Raw genomic sequence first — 13,069 nt, 5'->3', positions numbered from 1 at the left:
GGCGGGGATCCTGCCGATGACCCATGCCAATATCGCGCGGTTCGTGCGTGAGCCCGGCAAGACCAAGCCCGGCGTCCGCATGCCCGCCTTCCCGCAGATGTCGGCCGCCGAAGCCGACCAGATCGCCAGCTATCTTCAGGGGCTGAAATGACGACCGACAGTCCGGCCTATGTCGCCCCCGACCAGAACGATCCCGCGGTCCGAAAGGGCCAAGAGGATCGCCTGCGCGAGGTCTGGAAACCGCCGAGCGGCTGGTTCTTCCGCTGGACCGACGTCAACAACAACCGGATCGGCGTCTGGTACACGCTGACCGCGTTCGGCTTCATGCTGTTCGCGGGCGTGCTCGCGCTGATCATGCGCACGCAGCTGGCGGTGCCGAACAACGATCTCGTCACCGCGAACACGTTCAACCAGCTGTTCACGCTGCACGGCTCGATGATGATGTTCCTGTTCGCTGTGCCGATGTTCGAGGCGGTCTCGATCATTCTGCTGCCACAGCTGCTCGGCGCGCGCGACCTGCCCTTCCCGCGGCTGTCGGGCTTTGGCTATTGGAGCTTCCTGATCGGCGGCGTGTTCGTCTCCGGATCGATCTTCTTCGATGCCGCGCCCGATGGCGGCTGGTTCATGTATCCGCCGCTGACGACGCGGACCGATCTCAGCGGGCTCGGCGCGGACATCTGGATGCTGGGCCTCAGCTTCATCGAGGTGTCGTCGGTCGCAGCCGCCGTCGAGCTGATCGTCGGCGTGCTCAAATGCCGCCCGCCCGGCATGCGGCTCAACCTCATGCCGCTTTACGCCTGGTACATCCTGGTCGTCGCGGTGATGATCCTGTTCGCCTTCCCGCCGCTGATCGCAGGCGACGTGCTGTTCGAGATGGAGCGGCTGCTCAACTGGCCGTTCTTCAACGCGGAAAAGGGCGGCGACCCGCTGTTGTGGCAGCACCTGTTCTGGATCTTCGGCCACCCCGAAGTCTATATCGTCTTCCTGCCGTCGATCGCGCTGTTCGCGATGCTCATCCCGACCTTCGCACAGCGGCATCTGCTGGGTTATCCGTGGATCGTGCTGGCGGCGGTCGGCACCGCGTTCCTGAGCTTCGGGCTGTGGGTCCACCACATGTTCACGACCGGGCTGCCTAAGATCAGCCTCGCCTTCTTCGCGGCAGCGTCCGAGGCGGTTGCGATCCCGACCGGCGTCCAGATATTCGTGTTCATCGCGACTCTGTGGGCGGGCAACGTCAAGAAATCGACTCCCTTGCTTTACGCGAGCGGCAGCCTTGCGGTGTTCGTGATCGGCGGTCTGACCGGCGTGATGGTCGCGGTCGCGCCTTTCGACTGGCAGGCACACGACACCTATTTCATCGTCGCGCATCTCCATTACGTGCTGATCGGCGGTACGCTGCTGCCGCTGTTCGCCGGGCTCTATTATTATTGGCCGCTGGTTACCGGCAAGAAGCTGTCGGATCGGCTCGGGCGGACCGCGTTCTGGATCATGTTCGTCGGCATGAACCTGACCTTCTTCCCGATGCATTTGTCGGGCCTGCTCGGCATGCCGCGCCGCGTGTTCACCTACCCCGAGGAACTCGGCATCGGCGGGCTCAATCTCGCCTCGACCGCCGGCTCCTACATGTTCGCGCTCGGCGTGCTGATCGTCTGTATCGACCTCGCGCTGTCGCCGCGCCGCCCCAAGGCGCCGCGCAATCCGTGGAACGCAGGGACGCTCGAATGGCTGGCGCTGCCCGATGACGAGGACTGGGGCATCCGCTCGGTCCCGCTGATCGAGAGCCGCTATCCGATCTGGGACCAGAAGAATTTCGTCCAGAAGGTCGACGAGGGTCGTTTCTTCCTGCCCGACGCGGAGGAGATGCGGCGCGAGTCGATCATCACCACCGTGCTCGACGCACGACCGTTGCAGGTCATCCGCCTCGGCACGCCCAGCGTGAAGCCGATGATGACCGCGGTCGCACTGGCGGGCGTATTCATCCTGACGACCTATCACCTCTATCTGCTGTCAGCGCTCAGCGGCGTCGCGACGCTCGCCTGCGTGCTGTGGTGGCTGTGGACCGGCACCGCCGAGATCCCCGAAAAGCCGACCAAGCATATCGGTCACGGGATCGAGGTACCGCTCTATACCTCGGGGCCATCGGCGCCGGGCTGGTGGGCGATGTTCATCACGATGATGGCGGATGCGACCGCGTTTTCGGGGCTCGTCTTCGGCTATTTCTTCTTCTGGACGATCCATAGCAATTTCCCGCCCACGGGCGCGGGGCTGGACGGACCCGGCGTATTCTGGCCGATGGTCGCGCTGGCGCTGACGTTGACCGGCTGGGCGGCGACCGTCGGCGCGCGCGAGGTGCATCGTCGCGGCAACGTCGCCGTGGGCCGCCTATTGCTGGTCCTAGGCATCGTCGCAACGCTGTCGAGCCTGTTCGCCGGGCTCGCCGGGCCGTGGTATTCGGGGATGGACCCTGAACTGCATGTCTATCCGGCGATCGTCTGGACGCTCGCGATCTGGACGGCGGTGCATGCCGCGATCGGCGTGATCATGCAGGCCTATACGCTCGCGCGTAGCCTCGCGGGCAAGATGACGCCGGTCTATGACGCCGATCTGCGCAACATCACCGTCTACCATCATTTCCTCGCACTGACGGGCATCGTGACGTTCTGCACGATCGGCCTGTTCCCGGGGGTCGCATGACAACACCGAAGGACAATCGGAAACACTGGGCGCGCGACCTGAAGGTCACGTTGTGGACGCTGATCGTCCCGCCGACGATCTGGGCCGTGCATTTCCTGTTCTGCTATCTGTGGGTCGCGGTGACGTGCGCCAAGTCCCCCACGCCGGCGACAGCGCTGACGGGCTTTCCCGTGGCGACCCTGATCGCGACGATCGTCGCGTTGCTCGGCATCCTCGCCGCGGGCTATATCGCGCGTGTCCAGTCGCAGACGCCGGGCGACGCCCCGCCGCATGACGAGGGGACCGCGATCGACCGGCTGCGCTTCCTTGCGCTGTCGACCCGGCTGCTCGCAGGCCTGAGCTTCGTCGCGGTGATCTTCACCGCGCTGCCCGTGATCGTCTTCGGCGACTGCCGATGAGGCGCGCGAGCCTCGCGCTCGGCGTCGCGCTGGCGCCGATCGGCTGGGCGTTCGCCGCCGCGCCGCTCGGCATGGTCGGCCACATGACCGGCCACATGATCGCCGTCGCAGTCGCGGCACCGTTCCTCGCCTATGGCATCGCGGGCAGCCGGTTCGATCCCGCCGAGCGCTGGCCGACGATCGTCACTCCGCTGGCCATGTCGCTGGTCGAGCTGGTCGTCGTGTGGCTCTGGCACCTCCCCGCGCTCCGGCTGCGCGTCGACATGCAGCCGGTTGCGCTGCTGCTTGAACAGGCGAGCTTCCTCGCGGCCGGCCTGCTGCTCTGGAGCGCGGTGCTTGGCACGCGCACCGGTGGCGCGACCGACCGGCGCGTATCGGGCGTCGCGGCGATGCTGCTGACGTCGATGCACATGACCCTTCTCGGCGCACTCGTCGGCCTCGCCCCGCGGCCGCTTTACGCGATGATGGCGATGCACCCGGCCGCGCACGGCCTCGACGCGCTCGAGGATCAGCAGCTCGGCGGCGTCGTCATGCTGATGGTCGGCGCAGCAAGCTATTTCCTCGGCGGGCTCGCGATGCTCGGCGGGGTATTGAAGACACGGAGCGCGACGGCATGACGATCCGCATTACCTGGGCGCGCGCGATCGCCGCGATCGTCGCGCTGGCGCTTGCCGGGCTGTTGTTCGCCTGGTCGGGCGTGTTCAACATCGCCGCCTCGTCGGGTCATTGGAAGATCACCGACTGGTTCCTTCACTGGACGATGCGCAATTCAGTGCGCACGCACGCCGCCTTCACCGCGCCCGACGATCCCAAGGCGAATGAAGGCCTCGTCAGCGCGGCGGGCCTGTTCAGGGCAAGCTGCGCCTCGTGCCACGGCGCGCCCGGCGTGCGTCCGTTGCCGGTGATGCAGGCGGCGACGCCCCCTGCCCCCGACCTCGCGGTCAACGCGCGCGAATGGACCGACAAGCAGATCTTCTGGATTCTCAAGCACGGCGTCAAATATACCGGCATGCCCGGCTGGGCGGCCAAGGACCGCGACGACGAGGTCCGCCGCATGGTCGCGTTCGTCCGCCTGTTGCCGGAGATGTCGCCTGCGACCTATCGCGCCCTGACCGAAGTCCCCGGCAGCGGTACCGCCGGTCCTGACACAGCACGTATCGCCGTCTGCGCCGGCTGTCATGGCACGGACGGCCGCGGCCGTGGCCAGCCCGACATGCCCGTGCTCGGGGGCCAGAGCCCCGTCTATCTGCGTGCTGCGCTCCAGGCCTATGCGACTGGCAAGCGCCAGAGCGCGGTCATGGCCAACGCCGCCGCGACACTGACGCCCGGAGAGATGACGCGGCTCGCGCGGCATTTCGCCGCCATGCCGGGTCTCGGCACGACCACAGCCTCGGGCAGCGTGAATGCCGCGCGGATCGTCCGCGAGGGCCTGCCTGCCAAGCAGCTTCCCGCCTGCGCCAGCTGCCACGCGCCGGGCAAGCCCTATCCAATTCTTGCCGGGCAGAGCGCCACCTACATCGCACAGCGCCTGCGCAACTGGCGGGGTGACGAGACGGTGGTAGACGCGCGCAAGTCGCAGGCGACGATGCCGGTGATCGCGCGCCGCATCCCCGAGGACATGATCGACCTGATCGCCGCGTATCTCGCCGGCAAATAAGCTGCGTCCCGCGCTGTGCGGGACGCCCTCCGGATCAGTTGCTCACCGCGACGAAGACCGGTCCGTCCACGAAAAGGTCGGCTGCGCGCTCGCCGGTGGCGAGCCGGGTTTCACCCCACCATGCCGCAGGAACCGCCGCCCCCGACTGATCGAGCAATTCCGCCGCGCAGCGTAGTGAGACCGCAACCCGCAAGGTCTGTCCGTTCGCGCGGCGCTCAAAAGCGAGGACATGCGCGGCACGCGGTCCGGTCACGTCGAGAGGGGCGTAGTCACCCTGGGCGAAAATCTCGGGTGCGTCCGCCCGGGTCGCGAGCAGGCGGGCGATCAGCGCGAGCTTTGCAGGCGCATCGTGCCCGAGCAGCCGCGCGCGGCAGGCATAATCCACCGGCCGGCGGTTGTCCGGATCGACCAGGCTGAGATCCGCCAGTTCGGTGCCCTGATACAGATCGGGGACCCCCGGCACGGTGTAACGCAGCGCCGTCTGAACGAGCGCATTCGCCTGCGCCGCCGCCGCGGTCGCTTCGACCAGATCATGCAGATCGCGCAGAAACGCCGCGGAACGGCCCGGGTCGAGCAAGGCGCGGGCGAGTACGTGACAGCGTTCCTCATAGGCCTCGTCCGGCGCCTCCCAGGACGACCGCAGCTTGGCCTCGCGCAGCGACTTTTCCTGCCACCCGACGATGCGTTCGGCAAAAGCGGCAAGCCCTGCGCGGTCATCGATCTGCAGCCCCTCGGGCCACGCGCCGAACAGCGTCTGCAGCAGCATATAGGCATCGCCTGCATCCACCGCGTCGTCGATAGCGGCCGCCGCGGCGAGCCAGCCCGTCACGGTCTCACACCAGCGCACCGGGATCTCGCTCAGCACCGCGAGACGTGCACGGACGTCCTCGCCACGCTTGTGATCATGCGTCGCCGACGCCAGCATCGCACGCGGCCAACAGGCGGCGCGCTCCGCCATCGCGGCATGAAACGCCTCGATGGGCAACGTGAAGGCCGCAGGGTCGAACCCGACGTCGTTGCGCGACAGCAACCGGCCATAGCGGTAGAAGGCGGTGTCCTCGACGGCCTTCGCCACGATCGGTGCCGAGAGTTGCTGGAACCGCCGCACCGCGGCCGCTGCGAGATCCGGGTCGCCCGGACCTTCGCCAGCCAGCCAGTCGAGGATCAGGTCGACGACCGGTCCTTCGCCGGGTGCCAGATGCGTCGCAACCCGCTCGCGCACGATCGCCCGGATCGCGGCATCGGCGGCGGGTGCCGCGATGCCGGTGCCATAGGTGCGATAGACCGGGAAGACCCAGAGCATGCGCTCGACCGCCCGCCGGATCATCCCCGCGGTTACCCCGTCGCCCGTTGGCGTCGACCGCGCCAGCGCGACGAACGCCGCGACGCATCGGGCAAGCTGCCCCTCGAACTGCCAGGACAGCATGTCCTGACGCGCGCGCAGATCCTCGGGCTCGAACGCGGCCGACCGCCCGCTGATATCCGCCCAGAGCTCGGCGAGCGGTGCGGCGCCGTCCTCGTCATGCAACAGCGCGGTGACCTGCGCCATGAAGTCATACCCACTGGTACCATCGATTCCCCAGTCGGTGGCTAGCGGTTCGCCCTCCGCGAGGATCTTCTCGACGACGATATAGGCCGGATCCGCGCCAGCTAGCGTGATCGCGTCGAAGTGCGCGCGCAGCATTCGGCAATAGCCGGCGGGGTCGGTCAGTCCGTCGACATGATCGACCCGGACACCGTCGATCAGCCCCTCGGCATAGAGGTCGAGATACAGGCGGTGGCTCGCCTCGAACACTGCGGGGTCTTCCGCGCGCAGTCCGGCGAGATCGTTGATCGTAAAAAACCGTCGCCAGTTGAGATCGTCGTTCGCGGTGCGCCACGATGCCAGCCGGTAATGCTGCCGATCGAGCAACACGGCCAGGTCGTCGCTCGTGGCGGTCGCGTGATCCTCGGGACGGAGCGGCAGACGGTGCTCGCCATAAGCGACCAGCATCGGCACATCGTCGACCAGTTCGACGCTGAGCGCACCCTGCGCGATCGCCACCGACACCGGATCGCCCAGGATCGGGAGCAGCACTGGCTCGCGCCAGTCGATATCGAAAAAGTGCGCATAATGGCTCGACGCCCCGTTCGCGAGAACGTCGTTCCACCAGCCATTCTCGCCGCCCGCCACACCCATGTGATTGGGGACGATGTCGACGATCATGCCCATGCCGTGCGCCTTCAACCGGTCGACGAGCCCGCGAAATCCCGCCTCGCCGCCCAGTTCGGGATTGATCCGGGTCGGATCGACAACGTCATAGCCGTGCGTCGATCCGGATCGTGCCGTCGCGATCGGCGAGGCGTAGAGATGGCTGATCCCGAGCGCGGCCAGATAGGGCACCTGCGCCTCGGCGTCCGCGAAGGTGAAGTCCTTGTGGAACTGCATCCGATAGGTTGCGCGCGGCGTCATGACGCGCGTGCCGTGGCGATCAGGGCAAGATGCGCGGCGATCTCGGGGCGCGCGAGGAGCGCGTCGGTGGTGTCTGGCATGCGTCTCCGCCAATTGGGGTGTTCATCGATCGTGCCGGGAAGATTGGGCTGCTCGACGAGGCCGACGAGGTCCTCGAGCGGGAAGATCGCCAGCCCGCAAGGCGTCCGTGCGACATGCGCCAGCGCGGCGTCGACGACCGGCGCGGTGTCGCTCGGATCGGGCTGTGGCCCCGGCGCACCGAGCGCGGTCCACAGCCGGGACCGATCCGCAGCGCGGGCGGCATGGTCGGCCGCCTCGTCGGCGGCCTCGCTGGTCCGGCCAAGGGCCCAGTTCCAGGCGATATCACGACCCTGCCACCAGCCCGCGATCGTCGCGAGATCATGCGTCCCGCTCATCGCGACCGCATCAACCGACCAGGAGTCGGGGGGAATGAAATCACCGTCGCCGTCGCGCTCGAACAAGAGCACGCGCATCCCCAGCATCGCCCGCGTGTCCATCGCCTCGCGAAACCCGTCGGGCACGGTCCCCAGATCCTCGCCGATGACAATCGCGCGCGCGCGGTGCGATTCGATCGCGATGATCCGCATCATGTCGGCAAAGGGCATGTCGAGATACGCCCCGTCCGCCGCCAACGCGCCGTCCGGCACCACCCATAGCCGGCGCAGGCCAAAGGCGTGATCGATGCGAAGCCCGCCGGCATGCGCCAGACCCGCGCGGATCGTCGCGATGAACGGCGCGAAGCCGTTTGCCACCAGCGCGCGCGGATCGAATCCGGTGATGCCCCAGGCCTGCCCGTCGGGGCCGAGCGGGTCGGGTGGCGCGCCGATCGACAGGCCGTTCAGCAGATCACCCCGCCGCCGCCACGCATGACTGCCGCCCGGATCCATGCCGACCGCGAGATCCGCGACCAGACCGACCGCCATGCCGCCATCACGTGCCGTGCGCTGCGCCCGTTCAAGCCCGGTATCCGCCAGCCACTGAAGGAAGACATAGAAGTCGCACGTATCGCGCTGCTCGGTCATGAACGCGGCCACCGCGGCGCCATCGGGATCCTGATAGGCAGCGGGCCAGTCCTGCCATCCCCGGGCGCCCGACTGCGCAAGAAAATGCGCGTGAAGCGCATCGAACGCGGCGTGGAAGCGCAGGTCACTGCCGCCCCTTGCCGCGAACGCCTCGACCTCGGCCCGTACGGTGTCCGGCAACGTGTCGAACCGTCGACGCAGCGCGGCGAGGCGATCCGGGATCGCGCCCGCCCAGTCGATCAGCGCGGGCGGCGACCCTGCGTCCGCTGGCGCATCGCCGGCTATCATGGACGGATCGGCGAGCATGACGTTGAGGAACTGGCGGCTCGACGGGGCATAGGGGCTGAAGCGGGTCGCATCCGCCGGGAACAGCGCATGTGTCGGGCTGATCGCCACCGCATCGGCACCGCGCGTCGCGAACGCGCGCACCGTGTCCGCAAGCGTGCCGAAGTCGCCGAACTCGGTGCCCCGGCCGTCGCGCAGGGCCGGGATCTGCACCGCCGGGCCCCAGAGACGCCCACCTGCGTCGACATCCGCAATCGTGACGCAGCGCGGTGGCGCGATCGCGAGCCGGATGTCCCGGCCGCCGATCGTGAGCATGTGGTATCCCGGCTCCGTGATGCCCGGCAGTTGCCCGTCGACGATCGTCACGGCACGCGACGACCCGTCCTCCAACGTCAGGATGGCAGGTCCGTCGCCTGCTCCAACCGACACCCGCGCACCGATATCTGCCGAGACGAACGACGGAGGTTCGGCACGCGCCGCGCGTGCGGTAGCCAGGCTGGCGCGTATCGCTGCGTCGCAGTCGGCTGGAAGCCCGAGCGCGCTCAGGATCGCTCGCAACGCCTCGTCGGCTACGGTCTGCGCACGCCCGCCGGCATCCTGCCACCGGGGCTGCAGACCAGCGGCGGCGGCGAGGTCGTGGAGCAGGCTCATGCCGCCAGCCACACGGCGACACTCGCGGGCTGCCCCGCATCGCCCTGCGCGAACAGCATCTCGCCGGAGGCCTCCGGAAATGCGACCGGATCCTCGCCGAGATTGAGCGCGATCGTGAGCACCGCGCCGTCGCCCAGCGTCCAGCGCGCGACGACCGCTGCCGGCCCGATCGCCTCCGCGCCCATCGCGCGCGTGCCGGACAGGCGCGGTATGATCGCGCGCTGCCGGACCGCGGTCAGCGTGCGATAAAGATCGCGCCACGCATCGGCGTCGGGACCAGGCGCAGCAACCGACGCCTCGAAGGTCGCGCGCGCATTCGGATCGGGGATCGCCGCGCGGGCGGATTCGTCGGCGAACGCGGCAAACTTCGCGAATTCCCGGCGCCGGCCATCGCGCACCGCATCTGCCAGCTCGTCATGGAAGTCGGTGAAGAACAGGAACGGCGTCTCGCTCCCCGTCTCGTCCCCCATGAACAGCAGAGGGATCTGCGGGCAGAGCAGCAGCAGGACTGTCGCCGCACGCAACCGCGCGTGATCGGTGAGCCGCGTCAGCCGCTCGCCAAGCGCCCGGTTGCCGATCTGGTCGTGGTTCTGGAGAAACGACACGAACGCGGTCGGGGACAGGTGCGCGCTCGGCGTCCCGCGCGTCCGGCCGTCATGATTGGCCGACCCCTCCCCCTGATAGATGAACCCTTCGCCCAGGCACCGCGCGAGACGCTCCGCCGACCGGTCGGCGAAGTCGGCGTAATAGGCGCTGGTCTCGCCCGTCAGCAGCACGTGAAGGACATTGTGGAAATCGTCGTTCCACTGCGCGTCATAGCCGCCCGGCCGCAGTCGATCGGCGTCGTTGCGCTCGTTTTCGAGGACGAGGTGAACCGGCCGGTCGGTCACCGTCGCGCGGATCTCAGCCGCCATCGCGTCGAGGAACCGGTCATTGTCGATCGCGTGGACGGCATCGAACCGAAGACCGTCGATCCGGTAGTCGGTCAGCCACATCAGTGCGTTGTCGATGAAGTAGCGCGCAACCGGCTCGACATCGACCGCCACCGCCCCGCCCCAGGGGGTGTCGACGTCCTTGTGAAAGAACGATCCGGCATAGGCGCCGAGATAATTCCCGTCGGGCCCGAAGTGATTATAAACGACATCGAGCAGCACCGCGACGCCCAGCGCGTGGGCGGCGTCGACCATCGCCCGCAGATCGTCGGGCGTGCCGTAGCTCTCGGCGACCGCATAGGGCAGGACGCCGTCATAGCCCCAATTGCGCGTGCCGCCGAACGCCGCGACCGGCATCAGCTCGATCGCGGTCACGCCGAGCGCGGCGATCTCGGGCAGGCGTGCGGTGATCCCGGCGAAACCGCCCATGCTTCCCGCATGGACTTCCATGATCACCAGCTCCTCCCAGCGCCGCCCGCGCCAGTCAGTCGATTGCCAGCGATACGCAGCGGGATCGACGGTAACGCTCCAGCCATGCACACCCCCCGATTGCTGGCGCGAGGCGGGGTCGGGAACGGCCAGGTCCTCGCCGATCCGGAAGCGATAGCGCGCCCCTGCGCCGACATCGGCGGTCGCGGTGAACCATCCGTCGGCCTGCCCGTCCATCGACGTCGGCGCAGCCCCGTCGATCTCCAGCGTCACCCGGTCGGCATCGGGCGCCCAGAGCCGGAACGCCGTGCCGCCGTTCGCCGGCGTCGCGCCCCACGCGCTCATGCCGGATCCATCGTCCAGGACAGCAGCGCCGCACCCTGTGGTGCGAGGTCATAGCTGTCGGTGATCGGCATCGGTAGCTGATCGGGCTTGGCGCTGTCGATCAGTACCATACGCTCGACCTCGGAGGGCGGTGGCATGGTGAAGGTCAGCGGACCCTCCGACGCGTTCAGCAGCAACGACACGACCTGGATCCTGCCATCCTCGCACAGCGCCGCACGACGCATCGTCAGCGCACGGCCATTGGTGTTTTCCCAGTCCTCAGGCGACAGCTGGACACCGCGCTCGTCCCACCATTCGATGTCCTTCAGACCCTCCGCCGGGGTATCCTCGCCGTAGAGGAAATTGCCCGCGCGCAGCATCGGATAGTCGCGCCGCAACGCGGCCAGCCGCGCGGTGAAGTCGATCAATGCTTCGCCCTCGGGGGTCTTCGCCTGCGTCCAGTCGAGCCAGCTGATCTCGTTATCCTGGCAATAGGCGTTGTTGTTGCCGCCCTGCGTCCGCCCGAACTCGTCGCCCGCGACGAGCATCGGCGTGCCGAGCGAGGCGAACAGCGTCGTCAGCATCGAGCGCGCGACCCGCTTGCGCGTCTCCGCAATCGCGGGATCGTCGGTCGGCCCCTCGACACCCCAGTTGCGCGAGCAATTGTTCGAATGGCCGTCGCGATTGTCCTCGCCATTCGCCTCGTTGTGCCGTTCCTCATAGGCCGTCGTGTCGGCGAGCGTGTAGCCGTCATGCGCGCCGAGCAGGTTGACGCTCGCCCAGGGGCGCCGCGCACGGCGATCGAACAGATCCGCCGACCCGGTCAGCCGCGCCGCCAGATCCGCGCGCTGCGCATGGTCACCGCGCCAGAACTTGCGGACGGTATCGCGGTACTTGTCGTTCCATTCGGCAAAGCCCGGGGGGAAATTGCCGAGCTGATAGCCACCCGGACCGATGTCCCACGGTTCGGTGATCAGCTTCAGCCTGCCCAGTACCGGATCCTGGCGCAGCACGTCGAAGAAGCCGGCGCCCGGATCGAAGCCGGTATCGGTCCGCCCCAGCGTCAGCCCGAGATCGAAACGGAACCCGTCGATCCCGAAGCTGGTCGCCCAGTAGCGCAGCGAATCCGCCACCATCTGGATCACCCGCGCCTTGGTCAGGTTCAGCGTGTTGCCGGTCCCCGTGTCGTTGATCGAGAAGCGCGGCTGATCCTTGACCAGCCGGTAATAGCTCGCATTGTCGAGCCCGCGCCACGACAGTGTCGGCCCCTGCTCGGACCCCTCGCACGTGTGATTGTAGACGACGTCGAGGATCACCTCGATCCCCGCCGCATGAAGACGGCGGATCGACCGGCGCAGTTCGTTGTGGCTGTCGGTAGCAAAAAAGGAGCGTTCGGGCGTGAAGAAGTTGAGGGTGTTGTACCCCCAGTAATTCCTCAGCCCCTTCTCCTGCAGGAAACGATCCTGCGTATAGCTCTGGATTGGCAACAGCTCGAGCGCGGTCACGCCCAGCCGCTTCAGATGATCGATGACTTTGGGATTGCCGAGCGCGGCGAAGGTCCCGCGTTCGGACGGCTGCACCTCGTCGAACAACTTGGTCAGACCCTTGACGTGCGCCTCGTAGATGACCGTCTCGGACCAAGGCGTGTTCGGGCGGACGTCGCGCGACCAGTCGAAATGGCTGTCGGTCACGACTCCCTTGGGCATGGTCAGCGCATTGTCGCGTCGATCGAAGCTAAGATCCTCGCGCGCCGACTTGACCTGATAGCCGTACATCGCGTCGGTCCAGCGCAACTCGCCCGTCATCGCCTTGGCATAGGGATCGAGCAGCAGCTTGTTAGGATTGAACCGGTGGCCTTCTTCGGGCGCGTACCGGCCATAAGCGCGATAGCCATAGGACAGCCCCGGCTGCGCATCGGGGAGATAGCCGTGCCACACCTCGTCGGTCCATTCGGGCAGGACGTAGCGCTTCAGTTCACGGCGGCCGCTGTCGTCATAGACGCACAGCTCGATCTTCTCGGCATTGGCCGAATAGACCGCGAAATTGACCCCGAGCCCGTCGAACGTGGCGCCGAGCGGATAGGCCGAACCGGCCTCGAGCGTATCAGGCAGAAGATGCAAAGCGAGCCCCCAGATTGACGCCAACCTCCACCATTCTAGCAGCGCGGCGGCGTGTCAGGGCGAAAACCCGCCTGCTCTCGCCAA

9 protein-coding genes are annotated in these 13,069 nt (G+C 67.5%); 5 read left to right on the top strand and 4 right to left on the bottom strand.

Annotated features, from left to right (window positions below; genetic code table 11):
* Window positions 1-7 precede the first annotated feature (7 nt).
* The 5 genes from sphsw_RS20820 to sphsw_RS13845 are packed head-to-tail and all read left to right on the top strand — an operon-like array spanning window position 8 to window position 4,749.
* Window positions 8-151: a hypothetical protein gene (locus sphsw_RS20820; RefSeq protein ID WP_327195650.1), complete on the top strand. Its 144-nt coding sequence runs from the start codon at window positions 8-10 to the stop codon at window positions 149-151.
* Window positions 148-2,694: a cytochrome c oxidase subunit I gene (gene ctaD / locus sphsw_RS13860; RefSeq protein WP_031441123.1), complete on the top strand. Its 2,547-nt coding sequence runs from the start codon at window positions 148-150 to the stop codon at window positions 2,692-2,694. Before sphsw_RS20820 ends, ctaD begins: the two co-directional genes overlap by 4 nt.
* On the top strand, window positions 2,691-3,092 hold the full coding sequence (locus sphsw_RS13855; RefSeq protein ID WP_042467339.1) for a hypothetical protein: 402 nt from the start codon (window positions 2,691-2,693) through the stop codon (window positions 3,090-3,092). The genes ctaD and sphsw_RS13855 overlap by 4 nt, the downstream gene beginning before the upstream one ends.
* Window positions 3,089-3,709, top strand: coding sequence for a cytochrome c oxidase assembly protein (locus sphsw_RS13850; protein ID WP_031441122.1), 621 nt, complete (start codon window positions 3,089-3,091; stop codon window positions 3,707-3,709). The genes sphsw_RS13855 and sphsw_RS13850 overlap by 4 nt, the downstream gene beginning before the upstream one ends.
* Entirely contained in the window at window positions 3,706-4,749 is a 1,044-nt protein-coding gene (locus sphsw_RS13845; RefSeq protein WP_031441121.1) for a c-type cytochrome, read from the top strand. Before sphsw_RS13850 ends, sphsw_RS13845 begins: the two co-directional genes overlap by 4 nt.
* Before the next feature lie 34 nt (window positions 4,750-4,783).
* On the opposite strand, the gene treY is transcribed toward sphsw_RS13845, so the two are convergent.
* The 4 genes from treY to glgX are packed head-to-tail and all read right to left on the bottom strand — an operon-like array spanning window position 4,784 to window position 12,985.
* The gene (gene treY / locus sphsw_RS13840; protein ID WP_042467338.1) at window positions 4,784-7,201 is read right to left on the bottom strand and encodes a malto-oligosyltrehalose synthase; all 2,418 of its coding nucleotides are present in this window, start codon (window positions 7,199-7,201) and stop codon (window positions 4,784-4,786) included.
* Window positions 7,198-9,180 (bottom strand): 4-alpha-glucanotransferase, encoded by a 1,983-nt coding sequence (malQ, locus tag sphsw_RS13835; RefSeq protein ID WP_031441119.1) that lies wholly within the window; start codon window positions 9,178-9,180, stop codon window positions 7,198-7,200. The genes treY and malQ overlap by 4 nt, the downstream gene beginning before the upstream one ends.
* On the bottom strand, window positions 9,177-10,886 hold the full coding sequence (gene treZ, locus sphsw_RS13830) for a malto-oligosyltrehalose trehalohydrolase (protein WP_042467336.1): 1,710 nt from the start codon (window positions 10,884-10,886) through the stop codon (window positions 9,177-9,179). The genes malQ and treZ overlap by 4 nt, the downstream gene beginning before the upstream one ends.
* Entirely contained in the window at window positions 10,883-12,985 is a 2,103-nt protein-coding gene (glgX, locus tag sphsw_RS13825) for a glycogen debranching protein GlgX (RefSeq protein WP_031441117.1), read from the bottom strand. The genes treZ and glgX overlap by 4 nt, the downstream gene beginning before the upstream one ends.
* Window positions 12,986-13,069: the final 84 nt, after the last annotated feature.

The organism is Sphingomonas sp. FUKUSWIS1, assembly GCF_000733135.1.
GTDB classification, from domain to species: Bacteria; Pseudomonadota; Alphaproteobacteria; order Sphingomonadales; family Sphingomonadaceae; genus Sphingomonas; species Sphingomonas aerolata.
The sequence above is the reverse complement of the archived record's forward strand: the minus strand, read 5'-3'. Positions and strand labels throughout refer to the sequence as shown.

Coding starts and splice junctions, on each gene's coding strand:
- treY (WP_042467338.1), bottom strand. CDS start 7,201: ATGACGCCGCGCGCAACCTATCGGATGCAGTTCCACAAGGACTTCACC.
- malQ (WP_031441119.1), bottom strand. CDS start 9,180: ATGAGCCTGCTCCACGACCTCGCCGCCGCCGCTGGTCTGCAGCCCCGG.
- sphsw_RS13855 (WP_042467339.1), top strand. CDS start 2,691: ATGACAACACCGAAGGACAATCGGAAACACTGGGCGCGCGACCTGAAG.
- sphsw_RS13850 (WP_031441122.1), top strand. CDS start 3,089: ATGAGGCGCGCGAGCCTCGCGCTCGGCGTCGCGCTGGCGCCGATCGGC.
- sphsw_RS13845 (WP_031441121.1), top strand. CDS start 3,706: ATGACGATCCGCATTACCTGGGCGCGCGCGATCGCCGCGATCGTCGCG.
- ctaD (WP_031441123.1), top strand. CDS start 148: ATGACGACCGACAGTCCGGCCTATGTCGCCCCCGACCAGAACGATCCC.
- treZ (WP_042467336.1), bottom strand. CDS start 10,886: ATGAGCGCGTGGGGCGCGACGCCGGCGAACGGCGGCACGGCGTTCCGG.